Genomic DNA, 21,398 nt, shown 5'->3' with positions numbered 1-21,398 from the left:
GACGATTTTGCTTTGTTTTCTATTTTATTGGGTTTAATTTTTCTTTTATACATAATAAGGAGCTATCATTAAATAAACAATTACACCGGTTACAGCAACGTATAACCAAATTGGAAAGGTGATTCGGGCTAATCTTTTATGCTTGTCAAATCGTAAGGCTAAAGCACGTACATAAGTTATCAAAACCATAGGAATTATGGCAATTGATAGAATAATGTGTGAAATCAAAATAACAAAATAAACGATTTTTATTAATCCTTCTCCACCATATTTCGTAGAGTCGGCCGTCATGTGATAGGCTACATACATTCCTAAAAATGCCACCGAACAAGCAATGGCTGATTTCATGAGGTTTTCATGTAGTTTTTTGTTCCCGTTTTTAATAGCGACAACTGCAGTTACAAGCAAAATTGCTGTGAATCCGTTTATTGTTGCGTAAATAGGAGGTAGGAATGTCAAAGGTTCTACGTCAAAACCAAAGTCCTTCAATTTTATTCCAAATAAAATGGCTACAACAACTGGAATGGCAATGGATAAAATGATGATCCACTTGCGGTACTTTAGCTCTACTTCATTTAATTTATTTTCCATTATTCTTTTAAAAGTAATTTGATATCTTCTGTTAGTGCTTTAATTCCTGATTTCTCTAAACCGTCGTAATATAAAATCGGATTGCCGAAGTCGTCTTTTCTGCAACGGATATTTCCTTCTTTGTCAATTAATGCAAAAAGTCCCGAATGTTCAAAACCGCCATTTACTTTGCTGTTTTGTGCTGCATACATATTGAAACCTTTATTGGCTACTTTGTAGATGTAATCTTTATCGCCTGTTAGAAAGTGCCAATTTTCATCATTGATTTCTAAATCAGCTGCATGTTGTTTTAAAACTTCCGCAGTATCATGCTCTGGGTTGATTGTAATGGACGCAATGCCAAAATCCCTCAAGCCTTTAAACTGTTGTTGCACTTCTTTTAGATTGGCATTCATTTTTGGACAAATGGTCGGACAAGTTGAAAAGAAAAATTCTAGTACATATACTTTGCCGGCATAGGATTCATTTGTGATGGTATTTTTATGCTGATCCGTAAGACTAAAACTTGGTGCGGGTCCAATTTTAACCAAATCACTTTTAACTTGTGTTGTTTGAACATTTAGACGATCACTTTCAGTAATGTCGCCACTTTTAACTCGATCTACTATTTTTGGAACGATTAAAATTCCGAAAACAAGGATAATTAAAGAAATTCCAATGTACGATTTATTTTTCATCTGTTTGTATGTGTAAGCGTTTGGTAGCGTTGTGGTTTTTTTTCAGTGCTGCTTTATATTCGTAAAGAATGATTTTAAAATCGTCCATCATTTCATTGTGCAGTTCGGATACGTAGAACATGCTGTAACCTTCTTTATATTCTTTTTCGCTATTTAATTTGCGACCACGGAGATTTCGATCTTTATCTATAATATAAACGTTGTTGTTGCCGTAATTAGCCGTCAGTTCGTCTTTCTTAAGTTTTAATTGATTGTAGAATGTAGCGATTTCTTCAGGTGAAGCAAAGACAAATTTCCACTGCGTCATGTCCGTGCTAGCAGCCAATTGATTTTTAAATACTGTTACATCTTTTTCTGTTCCAATAGGGGAAAGGACTACAAATTGCAAATCATTGAATTTATGGTACCGCTGGTAAATCTTTTCATTAAGGTTAAAATAATTTCCGCGATTTTTTAAAACATCAGTTCCTCCAAAACTGAGGATGGTAATTTTGCCTTGCAGTTGTACTTTCTCACCATCGAGACTTTTCCAATTGCCAAATTCTGGAATGCTAGGAGTTAGAGTGGGTAATTTTGAAAAGGTATTGACGCCTGAAGCAAAAAAAAGATAAGCTACAATAGGTAATATAAATAGACTAAAAAGGACAATATTTTTTTTCATTTCGAAGGCAGAATTACTGATGTGCAAAAATAAAAAAAGGAACGCAAAGCGTCCCTTTTAATTTGTTTAATATGGTGTTAAAAATTCCACTTTATTGTTGAATCTCTAAATACTTCATAAATATAGTCGCCTTCCAAAAGAAAAATAAACATAATGTATAAAATCAGGAAAACCAATGGAGCTACAACTGCGCTTCGAAGGCTGCTAGCTTCTCCTTCAATGTGCATAAATGCCCAAACAATGTAATAGGCTTTATAAATAGTTAAAAGGATAAAAATCCAATTCAGCAAGTTCATTGCTAAAAATTTAGTATGATGCAATGCTTCGGGTTTAAAAATCCCTAGTATAACTTCTACAATAGTTACTACAGAAAGAAGAATAAATACATTCCAGATTCTTTTTGTATTAGATACGTGTGCGTGTGCCATAATATTTTTAATTTTTGAAAATTATACTAAATAGAAGAAAGTAAATACAAATACCCAAACTAAATCGACAAAATGCCAATATAATCCTACTTTTTCAACCATTTCATAACTTCTTCTTTTCTCGTAAGTACCTAAAATTACATTAAAGAAAATAATGATATTGATTAAAACTCCTGTAAAAACGTGAAATCCGTGAAATCCAGTAATGAAGAAGAAGAAATCAGCAAACAATCGTGGGCCATATTCATTGCGTTTCAAGTTTGCACCTTCCACAACGTAATGCGCTTTCGATAGCATGTCCTCAGAAGCTTCTCTTGTCAATACAGATTTGTGTTTTATTTTTGAATTTAATTCAGGGTGTAAAGTTTTGTCTGCTTTTTGAGCGTCAGTACCTTCGTATAAAACTTCCGTACGAATCAAAATTTCTGGATGAGCAGCAAATCCCGCTTGTACTTCTGCAACAGAATAGGTTGGAAGTGATGATTCACTTGAAAACCAAACGCCTTTGTCGGCAGTATGCTGCACGCGTTCTTCTGGAAGTACAACAGCAAAATCAGCTAACTTAATGCGTTGTCCAGTATTATCTACAAATTGTAGTATACTTCCACCGTTTGTTTCAATTGCACCATACTCACCTTTGATGAAATTTTTCCACTCCCAAGCTTGAGAGCCTAAGAATATAAATCCACCAATAATGGTTAAGAACATGTAAATGGCTACTTTTCCTTTTTTCAACTGATGTCCTGCATCAACAGCCAAAACCATTGTTACAGAAGAGAAGATTAAAATAAAAGTCATTAATGCCACGTAATACATTGGCGCATTCACGCCATGCATAAATGGGAAGTGGTTAAATACTTCATCTGGCAGAGGCCAGCTTTCCATAAATTTAAATCTAGACAAACCATAGGCTGCTAGAAATCCTGTAAAGGTCAATGCATCTGATACGATAAAAAACCACATCATCAACTTACCATAACTGGCATTCATTGGCTCATTTCCGCCACCCCAAGTTTTACCTTCGTTTTTTGCAGTAGTAACTGTCGATTCCATAAAATTCATTCGTTAAAAAGTTCCCAAATTTACGTTTTTTTCTTATTTAAAGAAATATAAAAATAAAAACAAATACAGCCAAAGAAAATCAAGAAAGTGCCAAAACATCGCACCTAGCTCAATTCCAAGTGTTTGACTGGAGTTGTATTTTTGTTTAAAATGATTATAAATTATAATCAAAATAGATATTAAACCTCCTAAAAGGTGTAATAAGTGTGTAACGACTACTACATATAGGAACGAGGTGGTAACGGTACTCGTTGGACCTGTAGGATATAGTCCTAAATTTATCAGTTGTGAAAATCCTTCAAATTGTAAATATACAAAAGCTAATCCTAAGACTAATGTAATCAATAAATAAGTTGTTGTCTGTGCTCTATTATTGACTTGAATCGCTTTTTTAGCCAAATGAAATGTGATAGAACTGATGAGAATGACCACAGTGCTTATTAAAAACGCCGAGGGCATGTCAAAGTTTTTCCAATCTGCTCTTGATTTACTAACCACATATGCACTAGTTAATCCTGCAAATACCATTACAAAACTGATCATTGCAAACCACAAAAGTAATTTCTTAGATCGGCCTTCTCTCTCTTTGTATTCTTCTACGGTCATAATTCTTATCTTAAAAATTTATCTGAAATATAAATAATCTGAAGTAAAGTAATGTACATTACGCTAACAAGCATCAATGTTCGGGCAGCTTTCGCGGTTCTAGTATTGTATAATTTAACGGCATAAACCAACATCCAAATTCCAAGTAAGAATACAAATACTGCTGCAATTGGTGTTAAAAATAAATTACTTCCTACCAATCCAATCACTGGAAATAGAGCTGGTAATAACGATGCTAAAATAAGCCAAACGGTATATAACAAAATCTGCAACGCCGTAGTGTCGTCCTTTTTGCCGGAAGGCAACATATAGATACCAGCTTTTTTATAATCATCATAAAGGAACCATCCAATTGCCCAAAAATGCGGAAACTGCCAGAAAAACTGAATCAAAAATAATGTACCGGCTTCAATGCCAAAATCCCCATCATTAGCGGCAACCCAACCTAACATAAATGGAATAGCACCTGGAATGGCGCCAACAAATACAGATAAGGAAGTAGCCGTTTTTAAAGGCGTGTATAAACTAGTGTATAGAAATATAGAAATCGCTCCAAACATTGCGGTTTTAGGATTGATGCTATAAAGAATGGCTATTCCTGCCACTGTTAAGAACGTTGCAATAACAAAAGCAGTTGTCTTTGACATTCTTCCTGATGGGATCGGCCTATTTTTAGTACGATCCATTAAAGCGTCAATGTCTTTTTCTATAATCTGATTGTAGGCATTTGAAGCGCCAACCATGCAGTATCCACCAATGGCTAGCATTATAATAGTGATCCAAGATTGAGAAGTGAATTCATTCACGCCCAACAAGAATCCAGCAATTGATGAAAAAACAACACTTACTGCTAATCCTGCTTTAGTGATTTCTTTAAAATCAGTAAAAGTTGCTTTTATAGAGAAAGAATTATTGGTGGCTTCCAAAGCGGTTTTCATTATTATAAGGTTGCTTTTCTAACGTTTTGCAAAGATACTTCTTCAAATGTGAAATGGCAAAGAAACAAAGCATAATAAATGCAGATTTTTTTAAAACAAAAAACCCGAAACAGTTGTTTCGGGTTTTGTGGTACCTCCAGGGTTCGAACCAGGGACACATGGATTTTCAGTCCATTGCTCTACCAACTGAGCTAAGGTACCGTGCTTATTGCGAGTGCAAATATAGAACCTTTTTTAAGTTATCCAAAACATTTTTTAAAAAAAAATGATTGTCTATCTTTGCTGCATTAAATTTTTACCCATGATTTTAGCCATTGATGTTGGAAACAGTAGAATTAAAAGTGCTGTATTTGAGAACGATAACTTGACTGAACTTGAAGTTTTTGCTAACGAAGATTTGCAAAAAAAAATTTTAAAAATTTTAAAAAAATATTCTGAGATCGACGTTTTGGTCGTTGCATCTGTCGGAAAAGTGGATGCCGAGGCTTTTTTATTTCTTGAAAACAGAGTAAAAGTGGAGTGGATTACCCATAATTCGCTTTTTCCGTTTAAGAATTTATATGAAACGCCTACAACATTAGGTATTGATCGGATGATTTTGGCTTCGGGGGCAGTTTTGCAATACCCAAATCAAAATCGTCTAGTTATTGACGCGGGTACGTGCATTACTTACGATTTCATAAATGAGGGAAATGAATATATAGGAGGTGCAATTAGTCTAGGTTTACAAATGCGTTATAAAGCATTACACAATTACACTGCTAAACTTCCGTTATTACAAGCTAAGGAGCCTGATACATATATAGGGAATTCTACACAGGAGTCTTTGCATTCAGGAGTTGTAAATGGTTTGGTATTTGAAATTGAAGGTTTTTTAAGTCAATATAAAAAAGATTATTCAAAATTTACAATAATTTTAACGGGTGGCGATGCAGTTTTTTTGGCTAAACGATTAAAAAATACCATATTTGCCAATTCAAATTTCCTGTTAGAAAGTTTGAATTATACATATCAATATAAAATCAAAAATGATTAAAAAAATTATTGTTAGCATCTGTGTCTTGTTGTCTATCAGCACGTTTGCACAAAAAGGTACATCGTCGTCTTATTCTTTTTATGGAATTGGTGAAACCAAATTTAAAGGTACTACCGAGAACAGATCTATGGGTGGATTGAGTATTTTTCCAGACAGCACTCACGTTAATTTGCAAAATCCTGCTGGATTTGCGGGACTTAAGAGAATTACATTCTCCGTTTCTGGAAGCTACAATACTACAAAAGCGGAATCAAACTTTGGTGAGGGTAACTCTAAAAATTCATCAGTTGACTATATTGCATTAGGTGTTCCTTTAACAGAAAAATGGAGTGCAGGTCTTGGCTTGATGGCTTATTCGGCAGTCGGATATAGAATTCAAGATGAAACAACAGTGAGTGATGATTTTATTACAGCTAATGAATTTCAAGGAACAGGTGGTGTAAATCGCGTGTTTTTTAGCTCTGGATATAAGTTAACAAAGAATTTAAGCTTTGGAGCTACTGTAGAATATAATTTCGGACAGATTGAAACATCGTCTCTTGAGTTTCTTGAGTCAGTTCAGTATGGAACGCAAGAATTAAATACGTCTCAAGCTACGGGATTTAGTATGAATTTGGGTGCGATGTGGGAGAAAAAAGTTACAGCAAAACATAAATTATTTTTATCTGCGATTTATACGCCGGAAAGTACATTAAGTTTGTCCAATACTAGAGAAATTTCTACCATTCAATATTCATTAACTACAGATCCTTTTATTATCGATAAAAACCAAATTGAAGTTGCTGATACAGATATAAAGGTGCCTACTAAATTTGGTTTAGGTGCGGGTTTTGGAGAGGAACGTAAGTGGTTACTTGGTGCAGAATTTACCATGACTCAGTCCAGTAGTTTAGAAAATCGATTTAATGATATTGCAAAAGCAACGTTTGAAGATGGAAAAAGAGTTGCTATTGGAGGTTATTTTATTCCGCAGTACAACTCCTTTACAAGTTATCTGAAAAGAATTACATACCGAGGTGGTCTACGTTATGAAAATACCGGTTTGATTGTTAATGATAAAGCAATTGATGATATGGCAGTAACTCTTGGTTTAGGATTTCCTATGACGGGTAGTTTCTCAAACATCAATGTGGGTATGGAATACGGAAGAAGAGGTACAAAAGCAGCTGATTTAGTTCGCGAAAATTACCTTAACTTTACAGTAAGTCTTTCTTTAAGCGATAAATGGTTTGTCAAAAGGAAAATCAACTAGTAGCTGCTACATTAGATGAAAAGAGTATTTATTTCACTGTTACTGTCGCTTGCCGTCTTGACTGTTTTTTCAAATTGTGAAAGCAACTTAAAGGACGTGCAGAAAATTAATCTCTCTGAATTCAGTCCAAGTGGCGATGCAGATTCGATTACGCTGAAATATACGGATTCTGGTCGCATCAAAGCTGTTTTGATCGCTTCGAAAATGTTAGATTACGCCACGGTTAAATATCCGTTTACTGATTTCCCTAATGGAATCAATGTTACGTTATACGATCAAAACGGCAAAAGAACCTTTATTCGTTCTGATTATGCCGTTCAATTCAAAGGAACTGACTTGATTGATTTGCAGGGAAATGTAAAAATCAATACCGAAGATAATCAAGTTTTAGAAACCCAGCAGTTGTATTTTGATCAAAAAAATTCTTGGTTTTATACAGAAGAAAAATTTAAATTTTCTGCACCAAAAGGAGTTTCAAATGGTGAAGGTATTGATTTCAATAAAGATTTTACTATTATGAATACCCAAAATTTCTCTGGAGAAATTGAACAATCAGAATAAATACAGAAAGTCACACTTTTATTTAATTAGATTTTTTACACATGAAATATTTACAGTTTACACAATACATCTACTTGATTTTTGCAACTTTCTTTATTTACGATGGAATAGCCAAAATGAATAATGCCGAAGAATCGTATCTGTTGAGCTTTGGAATTGGAGCTGTATGCATCTTCATGTTTTTCTTCCGTCGCAGCTTTTTCAATAAGGCCAAAAACAGAAATAACAACGTATAATATATGGAAGCATTTAGTATTGTTTTTTGTCTGATACTTTCTGCTTTTTTTTCGGGCGTAGAGATCGCCTACATATCCTCGAATAAAGTATATCTTGGAATTGAGAAAATGCAGGATACTTTTATTTCGCGCATTTTAGCAAAATTAACCAAAAATCCTTCAAAGTTTATTGCTGCAATGCTTATTGGAAACAATATTGCTTTAGTGATTTACGGAGTTTTAATGAGTAACTTGATACTCAGTTTTCTGATAGCACAGGGTTTGTCTGGTCCATTCTGGCTGGTGTTTCTTATTCAAGTTGTGCTCACAAGTACAATTATTATCTTGACCTCAGAATTTTTACCCAAGATATTTTTTCAAATTTATGCCAATACTTTGATCAAAGTTTTAGCAGTTCCAGCCTATTTGTTCTACCAACTTTTTTACTATTTCTCTTCTGTGATCATTTGGGCGTCTAATATTATTCTGAAATTCTTTTTTGGAATTAAAGATACAGACGAACAATTGCTTTTTAGTAAATTAGAGTTGGGTAATTACATTACGGAACAAATGAAATCTGTTGAAAATCAAGAAGCAGTGGATTCTGAAATTCAGATATTCCAAAATGCACTTGAATTTTCTGGTGTAAAAGCACGCGATATCATGAATCCGCGAACGGAAATTGCAGCAGTAGAAGTACACGACACTTTAATTGAATTGCGAAAATTATTTGTAGAAACCGGTTATTCTAAAATTTTGGTTTATCAAAATTCATTGGACGATATCGTAGGTTACGTGCATAGTTTTGATTTATTTAAAAAGCCCAATTCGATAAAGTCGATTATGATTCCTGTTGAGTTTGTTCCAGAAACAATTTTCATCAAAGAAATATTGAGTGTCTTGACGCGGAAGCGAAAAAGCGTAGCAATCGTATTGGATGAATATGGCGGAACTTCTGGAATGATTACCGTTGAGGATATTGTAGAGGAGCTTTTTGGTGAAATTGAAGACGAACACGATTTAATGGTGGAAGCTTTTATAGAGGATGAGATTTCCGAAGGTGTATATCAATTTTCCGCCCGATTGGATGTTGAGTATATTAATGAGAAGTACAAATTGAATATTCCTGAAAGCGATTCGTACAGTACGTTGTCAGGTTATATTGTTCACAATGCGAATGAAATCCCGCAAAATGGAGCTGCATTGCAGATTGATCATTTCCAATTTGAAATACTTCAAGCTTCAAATAAAAAGGTAGAACTCGTGCAATTAAGCATCACGGAATAAGTTTTTAAATAAAAAACACTTTTTAACGCAAAATATAACGGTAGTACTATTATTATTAAATAGATAATTGTATTTTCGCAACCTGAATTTTAAAATTAACAAAGACAAAAATGGCGGTTTTATCAAAAATTAGACAACGTTCACTTCTTTTAATACTTGTAATAGGCTTCTGTTTATTAGCATTTGTAGTAGGTGATGTACTTAACAGCGGAGGTTTTCAAAGTACTCCAAGAGACGTAGGAAGCGTGAATGGTGACGAAATTGCATACGATGATTTCAGAACTAAAGTAGATAATGTTGAAAAAAGTGGTCAAGGAATTACTTCTTCGCAAGCCGTTAGTCGAGTTTGGGAGCAAGAAGTAACAATTTCTTTGATGAATGCTGAATTCGATAAATTGGGCTTACGTGTTAGTGAAGCGCAAGTAATGGACGTTTTGAAACAAAGTCAAGATATCGGTCAGAATCCTTCGTTCCTTAATGAAGCAGGTATTTTTGACAATGCTAAATTTAGTGCATTCTTCAATGAGAATCCAGCTTTGAAACAGCAATTGACAGCTCGTATTAAAGAAGCAACTTTGAATGCAAAATTTCAAATGTACAGCGCTTTAGTAAAAGCGGGTACGTTTACAACTACTGCCGAAGCAAAAATGCAATATGAAATGGGAGCTAATAAAGTAACTTTAGACTTTGTAGCGGTTCCTTATTCATCTATTAAAGACAGTGACGTGAAAGTTTCTGATGATGAAATTGTGGCTTTCATGCGTAAAAATCAAAAGAAATATAAAGCAGAAGAAACTCGTGAATTACAAATGGTAATGATCGAAGAAAAAGCTTCTATTGAAGACGAAGCACAAGTAAAAGCAGAATTAATGCAATTGCTTAACGGAAAAGTAGAGTACGTCAAAGAAACACAGAAAAACGATACCGTTAAAGGATTTAGAACAACTAAAAATACTGCTGAGTTCGTAAATATGAACTCTGATGTTTCTTACGATTCTAGCTATGTTGCTAAAAAAGATTTGCCTGCTGACGTAGCAGAGCAGTTGTATAATTTGCCTCAAGGCGAAATTTACGGACCTTACAGATTTAATGACTATTTAGCTTTAAGTAAGTCAATGGGTCGTGAGTCTGGTGTAAATGCTAAAGCAAGTCACATTCTTATTTCGTATACAGGTGCAATGCGTGCTAATCCAGCGGTAACACGTACAAAGGAAGAAGCACAATTAAAAGCAAATGAAATTTTAGCGCAAGTACAAGCTAATCCAGCTTCATTTGCAATGTTAGCTCAGGTAAACTCTGACGATTCTTCAAAACAACAAGGTGGTGATTTAGGTTTTTTCTCTAAAGGTCAAATGACAGGGAAATTCAATGACTTTGTTTTCAATAATTCAATTGGAAAAATTGGTTTAGTTGAAACTGAATTTGGTTTCCACATCATTAATGTTACAGATAAGCAAGACGGTATCCGTTTGGCAACTATCGCAAGAAAAATTGAAGCTTCTGAAAGCACTGCTGATAAAGTATACAACCAAGCTGTGACTTTTGAAATGGATGCAAACGAAAAAGATTTTGCAGCTGTTGCAAAAGCAAGTGGATTGACTGTAATTCCAGGCATCAAATTGAGTGCTATGGATGAAAATATTGGAGGAATTCAAAGCCAAAGACAAATTGTGAAATGGGCTTTTGATAAAAAAACAAGCGTTGGCGATGTAAAACGTTATGAAGTACCTAACTTAGGAAACGTAATTGTAAAATTAGTTAAGGTAAATGAAGAGGGTTTAATGGCAATTGATCAGGCTAGACCAATGATCGAGAATCGTTTGAAAAATCAAAAGAAAGTAGAGTTAATCAAAGCAAAATTAAAAGGGACAACATTAGACGCTATGGCTCAATCCGCTGGCGTGACTGTTCAAAATGCAGTTGATGTTTCTATTGAAAATGCAGTTTTACCAGGTTTTGGTCAAGAGCAAAGAGCGGTTGCAACTGCCTTCGCATTAGCTCCAAATAAAGTATCAGCTCCAATTGAAGGCGCTTCGGCTGTATTTGTTGTAATGCAAAAATCAGTAGCTAAAGCTCCAGCAATTACAGACTATTCTCCATATTTAGCAGTTTTGCAAGGACAAAATGCAGCAGCACCTGGAAGAGTAATTACTGCTCTAAAAGAAAATGCTGATATCAAAGATAATCGACCTGTTTTCTACTAGTAGAAGATAATTATTAGTTCATAAAAAATCCCGATGCAAATCGGGATTTTTTTTATAAGATCATTTCGTGGTAGGGAAGTAGAGTGGTGAAACCTTTTTCTTCAAAGTAACTTTTTGGGTTGGTTTCACTGACGACTAATACAAAATCGCCACCCCAAGCGCCAAGACTCTTTATTGTGCCTTCAAAATCATTAAAGAAGCGCTCTTTTACGGTTTTCATTTCTAGAATGCCGCTCAGTAAAGCTTCATGTTTTTCTAGTAAATATTGGAATCGCTCTTTATTCACACCTGCTTTAATTTCAGTCGTAATTGAATTTATGATAGCAATGTTAGGATGTATGTCATGTTGCTTTTCATGATACATTGCAATAGCAGCTTTGCTATCTTGCTTTTGATTCAAGTAAAGAAAATAAAGGTTTTCCTTAAATTCGGGATTAAAATGGACCAACTCAATTGTAGGTTTTCCTGCAACGATTTGGAAACAAATTGGCGAGTTATTTTGAGCGTTGGCAATATCATAACCACTGCCTCCAAAACTATTCTTAAGCAACTCAAAAGCGTTAATTTCGAACCACGTTGCTACATTATTGATTAATGTAGATGAAGTTCCCAAACCCCAATGTCGTGGAAATGTCAAGTGCGTAGTTATAGAAAACCCCTTATTACTTAAAACCGTTGGATTTAATTGATGGGCTTCAAATAATATGTTTTGTAAAACCTTAGTAATACTTGGTTTGTCATCTGTAAATGTTTTAGCAACGATTGCCTCCATTGCCAAATTCCCTTCAAACCAAATGGATTGGTCCGCGTCAAAGCTTTTCCAGTGGATATTTCCAATCGCGTCCGTCTCTGAAACCACTAAATCTTGTCCCATTTTGGTAGGCAGAGCGAATGCTTTGGCACCATCAAGAACTACATATTCTCCGGTCATCAAAAGTTTTCCGTTACTGTAGAATGTTTTTGTCAAGGAACTACTATTTATTTTCGTAAGTTTTCAATAAAGGTCACCACTGCAGCGTGCGAAACCGCATTAGTATCAAAGTGCTGTTCAATAATCGTTCGTTCTTGTGGCGTAGCTTCAAACTGATTGATGATATTTCCTAAGTGCATTTTCATGTGGCCTTCCTGAATACCAGTTGTAGTTAAGGAACGAAGAGCAGCAAAATTTTGAGCCAATCCGGTTGCAGCCACAATTTGCATTAATTCTTGAGCCGACGGTTTTTCTAACATTTCCAATGCCAATTTAACCATTGGATGTAAACTCGTCAGTCCGCCTACGGTTCCCAAGGCAAGCGGCACTTCCATCCAATAGCTAAAGGTATCGTTCTCAATCTTAGCATGCGATAAACTTGTATATTGGCCGTCTTTTGAAGCGTAGGCATGAACTCCAGCTTCTACAGCGCGGAAATCGTTTCCTGTTGCCAAAACTACAGCATCAATGCCGTTCATGATTCCTTTATTATGCGTTACGGCACGGTACGGTTCCACTTCGGCTATGCGAATAGCAGTTAGCATCTTTTCGGCAAATTCACGTGGATTGGTTATGTTTTTTTCAGCTAAATCAGCAATTGGGCACGAAACTTCCACACGAACAATGCAGTTCTGCACGTAATTGGAAAGGATACTCATTATGACTTCAATGTCTTTTTCTGCGGATGAAAATTCAGCATGAGCGACGGCTTCTCTCTTCAACGTTTTTGCAAATTGCTCCAAACAAGAATTAATGAAATTAGCTCCCATTGAATCTTTTGTCTGAAAAGTAGCATGCAATTGGTAGTAATTTTCTAAAGCGGCTGTTTTATCTACTAGTATAATGTCTACAATTCCACCGCCACGCTTTTGCATATTGGCAGTCGTTGCTTCAGTATCTTTAAAGAATTTAGATTTTATTTCTGTGAAAAACGTCTTCAGTTTTTCCGGATTTCCATTGAACATGAAATGTACTTGTCCAATTTTTTCGGTATTGAAAACAGTTGCTTTGAAGCCGCCACGTTCGCTCCAATATTTGGCAGATTTAGCAGCAGCGGCAACTACTGAACTTTCTTCGATTGCCATAGGAACAGTGTAATATTTCCCGTTTATTAAAAAATTGGGAGCAATTCCTAAGGGCAGGTAAAAGTTGGTAATGGTATTTTCGATAAAATCATCGTGGAGTTGTTGCAGTTTTGCATCAGCATTCCAATAACTTTTGATGAGTTGGGTGGCCTTTTCAGGTTCTGAAAAATAAGTCGCTGCAATCCAGTCAATTTTTTTTTCTTTCGTAAGCTTCGAAAATCCGTCGATGTTGTTTTTCATTTGAGACAAAATAAGTTGCACAAAGATACGGTTTACAAACGGTAAAGAAAATCTAAATCACCGCGTTTGTATTACCATTCATTAACTTTATTGGCATCCATTTTCACGAAAATAAAGATTAAAATCGTGAAAGATAAAAGTCCAGAACCTCCGTAAGAAAACATCGGTAACGGAACTCCTACGGTTGGGAATAGTCCCAAAACCATTGCCGTGTTTATAAAGAAGTGGATGAACAAAATAGAGGCTACGCAATAACCATAGACTCGACTGAACTTGGTCTTTTGGCGTTCGGCCAAATATAAAATCCGTAAAATTAATGCAATAAATAAGGCAATAACTACAATCGAACCGGCAAAACCCCATTCTTCTCCAACTGTTGTAAAGATGTAATCCGTGTGTTGTTCAGGCACAAAGCCACCTTTGGTTTGTGTACCTTCTAGAAATCCTTTTCCGGTCCAGCCACCAGAACCTACTGCAATTTTGGATTGGTTAATGTTGTATCCAATACCTTTCATATCAACTTCCTTTCCTAGCAAAATATTAAATCGATCTCTATGGTGCTGCTGGAAGACACTTTCAAAAACATAATCTACAGAAAAAGTAAAAGCAGTGACCAATACAAAAACAATACTACTCAGAACTATATTTCGGTTCATCGGTCGTGATCTGAAATACAATAAAATTGTAATTACAAGTGCTGCCAAAACTATATAAAGGGGTTCAAAAAGCAAACTACATATGAAAACGATGATCGCTATAAAACCAGTCCAAAGGTACCACGCTGGTAATCCTTCGCGGTACAATACTAAAGTCAAAGAACTAAAGATTAAAGCACTCCCTGGATCATGTGGTGCAATAAGCATTACGGGAAGAAAAATAATCCCTAAGGCCTGATACTGAAATTTAGGAATACTTAAATTGACCTGAACATTACCCATATACTTGGATAAGGCAAGTGCTGTGGCAAATTTTGCAAACTCAGCAGGTTGTAAACTAAAGGATCCGAAGGAATACCAGTTGGTTTGTCCTTTAATTTCTTTACCAAAAACAAAGAGTCCTGCAAGAGATAACAGTGCAACTATAAAAATAATACTTGAAAATTTCTCGAAAAATTTTCCGTCGATGGACAGAATAACAATAATTAAAGGAATGCTGATGAGTATAAAAAGCAATTGCTTTCCATAGATCTGACTTAAATCAAAAATGGAAGTTTCCTCTAGAGGCAATGAGGCTGAGTAAATATTGAGCCAACCCATCGCCACTAAAATGATGTAAAGTGTGACTACCATCCAATCGATATTATTTCGAGTACTTTGGTTTTTCATCTTATCGTCCGTTTATACCAAAGGGTTGACCGCTGATGTATTTTGCATATTCTTTTTGCAAATCGTTGCTGTATATTTTTACTTCCAAATCCTTACGCGATATGGTTCCTTTTAAATATTTTTCAATCATCAAACTGGCAATGGGTCCGGCGTTTCGTGCACCATAATATCCATTTTCTACCAAAACTGCGATGGCAATTTTTGGATTGTCTTTGGGAGCAAATGCCACAAATATGGAGTGATCCGTAAGCTGTGTTCTTTTACCGTTTATCTTTGAATAGTTTTCTGCTGTACCTGTTTTTCCACAAATGTCAATTCCTTCAATACGCAAACTATTTGCAGTTCCGCCATTGTATACGGCAAATAGACCTTCAATCACGGGTTTGAAATAATGCTTGTCCACCGTTGTCTGGTGCTTTGTAGTGAATTTCTTGTCAATTGAATGGTCTTTTATTTTCTTTACAATGTGGGGCGTAAAATAATGTCCTTCATTGGCTACAGCCGCCATCATATTAGCCAATTGAATCGGCGTCATTAAAACTTCCCCTTGACCAATAGAGTTTGAGATGATCGTGGTGCTTCTCCATCCGCCGTTGGGATAAATGCGTTCGTAGATTTTAGAGCTTGGTATTAAACCCCTTTTTCCTGTAGGCAAATCATAGCCCATAAAAGCGCCTAAACCAAAGCTTTTGATGTGGTTGCTCCAAATGTCTACAGCAGCGGATGGACTTTTGTACTTGTCAATTGTTTTCATGAACGCTTGCGCAAAGTAAGTATTGCACGATTGCGAAATACCATTGAGCAGTTGGTGAGGTCCTGAACCATGGCAACGCATAAAACGTCCGCGACCGTAACTAAAACCGTGATTACAGTAAAAAGTAGTTTGTTCGTCTATCACGCCTTCTTGTAAAGCTACTAATCCCGTAAGAATTTTAAATGGTGAACCCGGAGGGAATTCTCCTAAAAGCGCACGATCAAACAGAGGTTTTGCAATGGAATCATTGTATAATTTGGTGTAATTTCTAGAACGTTCTCTACCCACTAAAGTAGAAGGATCGTAAGAAGGCGCGGTAACTAATGCAAGAATTTCACCAGTGCTTGGTTCAATAGCAACTATTCCACCCCGTTTGTTTAGCATTAATTCTTCACCGTATTCTTGTAACGCAATGTCAATGGTTAATTTAATATCTTCTCCTTGAACGGCAATAGTATCAAATTTCCCTTCTTTGTAAGAACCAATATCTTTATTGAACTTGTCTCTTTGTCGGTATTTAACGCCTTTAACACCACGTAAAACATTTTCGTATTCTTGTTCCACACCTTGGCGACCAATTAAATCACCGCTTCTGTAATAGGAGTTGTCCTGAATAATTTTATCATTTACTTGTGTAATAAAGCCAAATATATTGGATCCAGCATGAGTTTGATAATCGCGTAAGGATCGTTTTACAATCTCAAAACCTTGAAACTTGCGTTGTTTTTCTTGAAATGCCGCATATTCTCTTTTGTTAAGCTGTGGCAAAAATACTGAAGGAAGTCGTGGGCTGTAAACGCGAGCTTTTTCAACGATACGTAGAAAATCTACTTTTGTAATATTTAAAAGTTTACAAAGTTCAAGAGTGTCAATATTTTTGACATCTTTTGGTGTAACCATAATATCGTAGGACGGTTGATTGGCAACAATAAGTTTGTCGTTTCGATCGTAGATATAACCACGTTCCGGGTATTCATAGTTGATTTTAATGGCATTATTGTCCGACTTTAATTTCAGCGATTCGTCAACAATTTGCAAATAGAAAAGCCGCGCCAAAATCAAAAGAGCGGAAACTATAATGATGGTGGGGAGTAGGACTTTTCTCATCGTCTGGTAGGCTTAAATAAATAAATTAATAGGATGCAAATTAAAAGAGTAAACAGCGTGCTGAATAAGGTACGAAGTAAAACTTCAAAGAAGTAGGTCATTCGGAATGCTTCAAGCAAAAATAAGATAAAGTGATGAGAAACAACCGATATTGCTATAAAAGAAAAACGTTCAGGTGTTATTTTATCGTTAATTTTTATGGTTTGATATTCATAACTCACCCCAAATGAAAACTTGAAAAACGTTGGTCGCATCGCTGCTAAGCTAATCGCTGCCGTAGCATGAACGCCTCCAGAATTGCAAAAAAGATCCATTATAATTCCCAGTAAAAAACTTGAAAACAACAAACCGTATTTATTGCCGTTTACGGGATAGAGTAAGATAAATAATATATACGGATATGGATTGATGTAACCCAAAAAGTCCATCTTGTTGAAAACTGCAACTTGCAGTATCAGCAAAAATATAAAGCGAGCAATATTGGTAAATAAAGCACTATTCATTTTTCTTGGTTTCTTTTTCGAGTTGCAATAATTCTTCTCTTTCGTTATCTTTTATGATGTACACATGGCCTAAATTAGTCATGTCATTGAATAACTTGACATCAATGGTGTAATAATTGGTTTTGTCGTCAATATATATTTTGTAAACAGTACCAATATTTATGTTTTCTGGAAAAATCCGCGATTCTGCACCTGTAACAATCGTGTCTCCTTTTCGAATAGTGGAAGCCAAACGAGGCACGTCAGTAAGCTGAACAAAACCAGTATTTTTTCCATTCCAAGTTAAAGAACCAAAATGATTGGATTTCTTAAATTTGGCATTAATCCTTGATTTTGTGTTTAAAACACTCAATACTGTAGCATATCGTGGCGATGTTTTTTCTATGATACCCACAATTCCCAAATCATTGATTACTCCCATATCCGTTTTTACTCCATTGTTAGAGCCGGCATGAAGCGTTAAGTAATTTTCTGTCGAGCTATAGGAATTGTGAATGATTTTTGAAACAATCACATTTGTTCTTTTAAAACCGGGAACCGTATCAATTTTATCGAGATTAAGTGAATCTACTTGATTAAAAAGAATCGATTTTAAACGCGCATTTTCCAATGCCAACTCTTCATTTCTAGATCGTAAGCTGAAATATTCATCAATAGAATTCAACTGCGAATATACGCCGCCGGTTAAAAAATTAGCTGAAGTAATAACTTTACTTTTATGGTACGAATGGGACTGAACCGTCAAGCTAAGGGAAATTCCCAAAAGCAGCAAAAACAGCAATCGATAGCTGTTTTTAAATATAAAATTAAATATTTGCTGCATAAGTTATCAATATATAAAACTCAAATTCCAAATTTCAAGAGTAGCACTTTTTAAAGTATATGTTGAAATTTGGAATGTTTAAAGATTTATTTTTTTTATTTAATTAAGATGCTTCTAAACTTATTTAGGTTTTTCAATGCCATTCCCGTTCCACGAACTACTGCTCTTAATGGGTCTTCGGCAATGTAAACTGGTAAATCTGTTTTTTGAGAAATACGTTTGTCTAAACCTCGTAACATCGAACCTCCACCAGCAAGATAAATTCCTGTATTGTATATATCCGCTGCTAATTCAGGTGGCGTTTGCGATAAAGTTTCCATTACTGCATCCTCAATTCGCTGAATTGATTTGTCCAAAGCTTTGGCAATTTCTCTGTAAGAAACTTCTACTTGTTTTGGTTTTCCAGTCAATAAATCTCGACCTTGAACCGACATATCATCGGGTGGGGTTTCTAGATTCTCAATAGCAGCACCAATTTCAATTTTGATTTTTTCTGCCGTTCCTTCTCCTACAAAAAGGTTGTGCTGTGTTCGCATGTAATAAACGATGTCATTTGTAAAAACGTCACCGGCAATTTTAACCGATTTGTCACACACAATTCCACCTAAAGCGATTACGGCAATTTCTGTAGTTCCACCTCCAATGTCCACAATCATGTTTCCTTTTGGTTGCATGATGTCTACTCCAATACCTATTGCAGCAGCCATTGGCTCGTGAATTAAATATACTTCTTTTCCGTTTACACGTTCACAAGATTCTTTTACCGCACGCATTTCCACTTCCGTAATTCCAGAAGGAATACAAACCACCATTCTCAAGGCGGGCGTAAAAAGACGTTTTTTTAATGCAGGAATACTTTTGATAAACATGCTTATCATTTTCTCTGATGCATCAAAATCCGCAATAACTCCGTCTTTTAACGGACGTATGGTTTTTATGTTATCATGAGTTTTACCCTGCATCAAATTGGCTTCCTTTCCAACAGCAATAATCTTACCTGAAATTCGGTCTCGAGCAACTATGGATGGACTGTCAATCACTACTTTGTCGTTGTGAATGATTAGTGTATTCGCGGTTCCAAGGTCAATCGCAATATCCTCGGTCATGAAATCAAAAAATCCCATACTTTTATTGTGGGTTTAAGTTATTATAAATGAACGTGCAAAGTTAAACAAATTAATGTTTGAAATGACGTGTTCCTGTAAATACCATTGCAAGTTTATTTTCGTTGCAATAATCAATGCTTAATTGATCTTTTATTGAGCCTCCGGGCTGAATTACCGAAGTTATTCCTGCATTTTTTGCCAATTCCACACAATCCGGGAAAGGGAAAAAAGCATCACTTGCCATTGCAGCACCTTCAAGACTAAATCCAAAGTTTTTCGCTTTTTCTACTGCTTGATTTAATGCATCTACACGAGAAGTTTGTCCGGTCCCTGAAGCAATTAACGTGCCGTTTTTTGCAAAAACAATCGTATTTGATTTTGTGTTCTTGCATACTTTCGAAGCAAATAATAAATCTTCTATTTGTTCGGCAGTAGGTTCCGTAGTGGTAACGGTTTTTAAGTGGTCTTTAGTATCCGTGATTGTGTTTCTGTCTTGAATTAACAGTCCGTTAAGACAAGTGCGTACTTGTTTTTCTGGAAGAGCCACTTCATTTTGAACTAATATAATTCGGTTTTTCTTTTCTTGCAAAACGGTAATTGCTTCCGCATTATACGATGGAGCAATAACTACTTCACAAAATAATTTGTTTATTTCTTGGGCTGTTGCCAAATCAATTTCCACATTCGAAATCAAAACGCCTCCAAAAGCAGAAGTCGGGTCGCAAGCCAAAGCCGCATTATACGCTTCACTAATTGTAGAACGACTTGCTAAACCACAAGCATTATTGTGTTTCAAAATAGCGAAAGTCGGTCCGTCGTTTTTAAATTCGTTAATCAAGTTTACGGCAGCATCCACGTCTAATAAATTGTTATACGACAATTCTTTTCCGTGTAATTTCTTGAACATGCCGTCAAAATCTCCAAAGAAAAATCCTTTCTGGTGTGGATTTTCTCCGTAACGCAAGGTTTGTCCGTTAGCGATACTTTCTTTGTAAAAAGTTTCCTCTTTATTGAAATAATTAAAAATCGCCGTATCGTAATGAGACGAAGTATGAAAGGCTTTTGTAGCCAATAATTTTCTGTTTTCTAAAGTTGTAGCACCATTTTGCTCGGTAATCATGTCCAACAAAGTTGCGTATTCATCCACCGAAGCAACGATAGCTGTGTCTTTAAAGTTTTTTGCAGCAGCACGAATCAACGAAATTCCACCGATGTCTATTTTTTCAATAATATCTGACTCATCAGCACCCGAAGCTACTGTTTTTTCAAAAGGATACAAGTCTACGATCACCAAATCAATTTGCGGAATGTCAAATTCTACCATTTGCTTTACATCGCCTTCGTGGTCTTGACGGTTCAAGATTCCACCAAAGATTTTAGGATGTAATGTTTTTACTCTTCCGCCTAAAATAGAAGGATAACTCGTTACATCTTCCACGGCAACCACCGGAATGCCTAGGTTTTTGATAAATTCTTCGGTTCCTCCGGTAGAGTAAAAAGTAACGTTTTGTTCGTGTAGTTTCCGAACAATGGGTTCCAAACCTTCCTTCGAAAATACCGAAATCAAGGCTGATTTAATAGTTTTAGTCGTGCTCATTGTGTTGTTGTTTTAAGGGTGCAAAAGTAGTGCAACTCTCTCTAAAATTCAACAGAATAGGAAAATAGTTTTTATTAAAGTTATGGTAATTTGGAGCAGATTGTAGAAGAGGTGAAATGATTTTTCGATATAATTTCTCCTGCAACTTTGTCACTCCGTAGGAGTCTATTAATCCTATTGTAGTAATAGATTGCTTCGCCAGTTCGCTGAAACGCTCGTGTCCTATGGAATGACAAATAAGTGTGAAGAGGTAGTTTGTGAATTGTGTTTTAGTAATTCAAATAATAAGTACCTCCGCGAAGTTTTGTTAACATGCTTGAAGCTTTATTAATATCTAAGTAACTTTTTAATAAATTTATTTTTTAAGAAA

Annotated in this window: 21 protein-coding genes and 1 tRNA gene; 6 read left to right on the top strand and 16 right to left on the bottom strand. The window is 35.6% G+C overall.

Annotated elements, in window-relative coordinates:
* Nucleotides 1-45: 45 nt before the first annotated feature.
* From H602_RS0115500 to H602_RS0115465, 8 genes are all read right to left on the bottom strand, one after another.
* Nucleotides 46-591, bottom strand: a complete 546-nt coding sequence (locus tag H602_RS0115500) for a DUF420 domain-containing protein (RefSeq protein ID WP_026978835.1) — start codon at nucleotides 589-591, stop codon at nucleotides 46-48.
* Nucleotides 591-1,268: an SCO family protein gene (locus H602_RS0115495; protein ID WP_026978834.1), complete on the bottom strand. Its 678-nt coding sequence runs from the start codon at nucleotides 1,266-1,268 to the stop codon at nucleotides 591-593. Before H602_RS0115495 ends, H602_RS0115500 begins: the two co-directional genes overlap by 1 nt.
* Nucleotides 1,258-1,929: a hypothetical protein gene (locus H602_RS0115490; RefSeq protein WP_026978833.1), complete on the bottom strand. Its 672-nt coding sequence runs from the start codon at nucleotides 1,927-1,929 to the stop codon at nucleotides 1,258-1,260. Before H602_RS0115490 ends, H602_RS0115495 begins: the two co-directional genes overlap by 11 nt.
* A 77-nt stretch (nucleotides 1,930-2,006) precedes the next feature.
* The gene (locus H602_RS0115485) at nucleotides 2,007-2,357 is read right to left on the bottom strand and encodes a cytochrome C oxidase subunit IV family protein (RefSeq protein ID WP_026978832.1); all 351 of its coding nucleotides are present in this window, start codon (nucleotides 2,355-2,357) and stop codon (nucleotides 2,007-2,009) included.
* Nucleotides 2,358-2,378: 21 nt separating this feature from the next.
* A complete protein-coding gene (locus tag H602_RS0115480; protein WP_026978831.1) occupies nucleotides 2,379-3,410 on the bottom strand; it encodes a cytochrome c oxidase subunit 3 in 1,032 nt (343 codons plus the stop codon).
* A 42-nt stretch (nucleotides 3,411-3,452) separates the two neighbouring features.
* Nucleotides 3,453-4,025, bottom strand: coding sequence for a cytochrome c oxidase subunit 3 (locus tag H602_RS0115475; protein WP_035759835.1), 573 nt, complete (start codon nucleotides 4,023-4,025; stop codon nucleotides 3,453-3,455).
* Nucleotides 4,026-4,030: 5 nt separating this feature from the next.
* Entirely contained in the window at nucleotides 4,031-4,951 is a 921-nt protein-coding gene (gene cyoE, locus H602_RS0115470) for a heme o synthase (protein ID WP_026978829.1), read from the bottom strand.
* 140 nt (nucleotides 4,952-5,091) lie between these two features.
* A tRNA-Phe gene (locus H602_RS0115465) sits at nucleotides 5,092-5,164 on the bottom strand.
* Between the two features lie 100 nt (nucleotides 5,165-5,264).
* Between H602_RS0115465 and H602_RS0115460 the strand changes: the two genes are divergently transcribed.
* The 6 genes from H602_RS0115460 to H602_RS0115435 all read left to right on the top strand — a co-directional run bounded on the left by H602_RS0115460 (nucleotide 5,265) and on the right by H602_RS0115435 (nucleotide 11,518).
* Entirely contained in the window at nucleotides 5,265-5,999 is a 735-nt protein-coding gene (locus H602_RS0115460) for a type III pantothenate kinase (protein ID WP_026978828.1), read from the top strand.
* Nucleotides 5,992-7,251, top strand: coding sequence for a BamG family beta-barrel-assembly machinery protein (gene bamG, locus H602_RS0115455; RefSeq protein ID WP_026978827.1), 1,260 nt, complete (start codon nucleotides 5,992-5,994; stop codon nucleotides 7,249-7,251). Before H602_RS0115460 ends, bamG begins: the two co-directional genes overlap by 8 nt.
* 15 nt (nucleotides 7,252-7,266) lie before the next feature.
* Nucleotides 7,267-7,812, top strand: coding sequence for an LPS export ABC transporter periplasmic protein LptC (gene lptC, locus H602_RS0115450; protein WP_035759830.1), 546 nt, complete (start codon nucleotides 7,267-7,269; stop codon nucleotides 7,810-7,812).
* Nucleotides 7,813-7,853: 41 nt separating this feature from the next.
* Complete coding sequence (locus H602_RS0115445) at nucleotides 7,854-8,048, top strand: hypothetical protein (protein ID WP_026978825.1); 195 nt, start codon at nucleotides 7,854-7,856, stop codon at nucleotides 8,046-8,048.
* 3 nt (nucleotides 8,049-8,051) lie between these two features.
* Nucleotides 8,052-9,314 carry a hemolysin family protein gene (locus tag H602_RS0115440; protein WP_026978824.1) on the top strand — a complete coding sequence of 421 codons (1,263 nt, stop codon included), beginning with the start codon at nucleotides 8,052-8,054 and terminating at the stop codon, nucleotides 9,312-9,314.
* A gap of 110 nt (nucleotides 9,315-9,424) precedes the next feature.
* The gene (locus tag H602_RS0115435) at nucleotides 9,425-11,518 is read left to right on the top strand and encodes a peptidylprolyl isomerase (protein WP_026978823.1); all 2,094 of its coding nucleotides are present in this window, start codon (nucleotides 9,425-9,427) and stop codon (nucleotides 11,516-11,518) included.
* Between the two features lie 52 nt (nucleotides 11,519-11,570).
* On the opposite strand, the gene H602_RS0115430 is transcribed toward H602_RS0115435, so the two are convergent.
* From H602_RS0115430 to purH, 8 genes are all read right to left on the bottom strand, one after another.
* On the bottom strand, nucleotides 11,571-12,485 hold the full coding sequence (locus H602_RS0115430; RefSeq protein ID WP_026978822.1) for a GYDIA family GHMP kinase: 915 nt from the start codon (nucleotides 12,483-12,485) through the stop codon (nucleotides 11,571-11,573).
* A gap of 11 nt (nucleotides 12,486-12,496) precedes the next feature.
* On the bottom strand, nucleotides 12,497-13,813 hold the full coding sequence (locus H602_RS0115425) for a hydroxymethylglutaryl-CoA reductase, degradative (RefSeq protein WP_026978821.1): 1,317 nt from the start codon (nucleotides 13,811-13,813) through the stop codon (nucleotides 12,497-12,499).
* A gap of 71 nt (nucleotides 13,814-13,884) precedes the next feature.
* Nucleotides 13,885-15,138, bottom strand: a complete 1,254-nt coding sequence (gene rodA / locus H602_RS0115420) for a rod shape-determining protein RodA (protein WP_026978820.1) — start codon at nucleotides 15,136-15,138, stop codon at nucleotides 13,885-13,887.
* Nucleotide 15,139: 1 nt separating this feature from the next.
* Nucleotides 15,140-16,999 carry a penicillin-binding protein 2 gene (gene mrdA / locus H602_RS0115415; RefSeq protein WP_026978819.1) on the bottom strand — a complete coding sequence of 620 codons (1,860 nt, stop codon included), beginning with the start codon at nucleotides 16,997-16,999 and terminating at the stop codon, nucleotides 15,140-15,142.
* Nucleotides 16,996-17,502 carry a hypothetical protein gene (locus tag H602_RS0115410; RefSeq protein ID WP_026978818.1) on the bottom strand — a complete coding sequence of 169 codons (507 nt, stop codon included), beginning with the start codon at nucleotides 17,500-17,502 and terminating at the stop codon, nucleotides 16,996-16,998. The genes mrdA and H602_RS0115410 overlap by 4 nt, the downstream gene beginning before the upstream one ends.
* Nucleotides 17,495-18,325 carry a rod shape-determining protein MreC gene (mreC, locus tag H602_RS0115405; protein WP_026978817.1) on the bottom strand — a complete coding sequence of 277 codons (831 nt, stop codon included), beginning with the start codon at nucleotides 18,323-18,325 and terminating at the stop codon, nucleotides 17,495-17,497. Before mreC ends, H602_RS0115410 begins: the two co-directional genes overlap by 8 nt.
* Nucleotides 18,326-18,420: 95 nt before the next feature.
* Nucleotides 18,421-19,449, bottom strand: a complete 1,029-nt coding sequence (locus H602_RS0115400) for a rod shape-determining protein (RefSeq protein ID WP_026978816.1) — start codon at nucleotides 19,447-19,449, stop codon at nucleotides 18,421-18,423.
* Nucleotides 19,450-19,501: 52 nt separating this feature from the next.
* Complete coding sequence (gene purH, locus H602_RS0115395) at nucleotides 19,502-21,028, bottom strand: bifunctional phosphoribosylaminoimidazolecarboxamide formyltransferase/IMP cyclohydrolase (RefSeq protein WP_026978815.1); 1,527 nt, start codon at nucleotides 21,026-21,028, stop codon at nucleotides 19,502-19,504.
* Between the last annotated feature and the right edge of the window lie 370 nt (nucleotides 21,029-21,398).

It is taken from the genome of Flavobacterium tegetincola DSM 22377 (genome assembly GCF_000425485.1).
GTDB classification, from domain to species: Bacteria; Bacteroidota; Bacteroidia; order Flavobacteriales; family Flavobacteriaceae; genus Flavobacterium; species Flavobacterium tegetincola.
The sequence above is the reverse complement of the archived record's forward strand: the minus strand, read 5'-3'. Positions and strand labels throughout refer to the sequence as shown.

Excerpts from the sequence above, each read along its gene's own strand:
- lptC (WP_035759830.1), top strand. The coding sequence starts at position 7,267 with ATGAAAAGAGTATTTATTTCACTGTTACTGTCGCTTGCCGTCTTGACT.
- H602_RS0115495 (WP_026978834.1), bottom strand. The coding sequence starts at position 1,268 with ATGAAAAATAAATCGTACATTGGAATTTCTTTAATTATCCTTGTTTTC.
- H602_RS0115435 (WP_026978823.1), top strand. The coding sequence starts at position 9,425 with ATGGCGGTTTTATCAAAAATTAGACAACGTTCACTTCTTTTAATACTT.
- mreC (WP_026978817.1), bottom strand. The coding sequence starts at position 18,325 with ATGCAGCAAATATTTAATTTTATATTTAAAAACAGCTATCGATTGCTG.
- H602_RS0115400 (WP_026978816.1), bottom strand. The coding sequence starts at position 19,449 with ATGGGATTTTTTGATTTCATGACCGAGGATATTGCGATTGACCTTGGA.
- bamG (WP_026978827.1), top strand. The coding sequence starts at position 5,992 with ATGATTAAAAAAATTATTGTTAGCATCTGTGTCTTGTTGTCTATCAGC.
- H602_RS0115425 (WP_026978821.1), bottom strand. The coding sequence starts at position 13,813 with ATGAAAAACAACATCGACGGATTTTCGAAGCTTACGAAAGAAAAAAAA.
- H602_RS0115475 (WP_035759835.1), bottom strand. The coding sequence starts at position 4,025 with ATGACCGTAGAAGAATACAAAGAGAGAGAAGGCCGATCTAAGAAATTA.
- H602_RS0115485 (WP_026978832.1), bottom strand. The coding sequence starts at position 2,357 with ATGGCACACGCACACGTATCTAATACAAAAAGAATCTGGAATGTATTT.
- H602_RS0115440 (WP_026978824.1), top strand. The coding sequence starts at position 8,052 with ATGGAAGCATTTAGTATTGTTTTTTGTCTGATACTTTCTGCTTTTTTT.
- H602_RS0115460 (WP_026978828.1), top strand. The coding sequence starts at position 5,265 with ATGATTTTAGCCATTGATGTTGGAAACAGTAGAATTAAAAGTGCTGTA.
- H602_RS0115500 (WP_026978835.1), bottom strand. The coding sequence starts at position 591 with ATGGAAAATAAATTAAATGAAGTAGAGCTAAAGTACCGCAAGTGGATC.
- H602_RS0115490 (WP_026978833.1), bottom strand. The coding sequence starts at position 1,929 with ATGAAAAAAAATATTGTCCTTTTTAGTCTATTTATATTACCTATTGTA.
- purH (WP_026978815.1), bottom strand. The coding sequence starts at position 21,028 with ATGAGCACGACTAAAACTATTAAATCAGCCTTGATTTCGGTATTTTCG.
- H602_RS0115410 (WP_026978818.1), bottom strand. The coding sequence starts at position 17,502 with ATGAATAGTGCTTTATTTACCAATATTGCTCGCTTTATATTTTTGCTG.
- rodA (WP_026978820.1), bottom strand. The coding sequence starts at position 15,138 with ATGAAAAACCAAAGTACTCGAAATAATATCGATTGGATGGTAGTCACA.
- mrdA (WP_026978819.1), bottom strand. The coding sequence starts at position 16,999 with ATGAGAAAAGTCCTACTCCCCACCATCATTATAGTTTCCGCTCTTTTG.
- H602_RS0115445 (WP_026978825.1), top strand. The coding sequence starts at position 7,854 with ATGAAATATTTACAGTTTACACAATACATCTACTTGATTTTTGCAACT.
- H602_RS0115480 (WP_026978831.1), bottom strand. The coding sequence starts at position 3,410 with ATGGAATCGACAGTTACTACTGCAAAAAACGAAGGTAAAACTTGGGGT.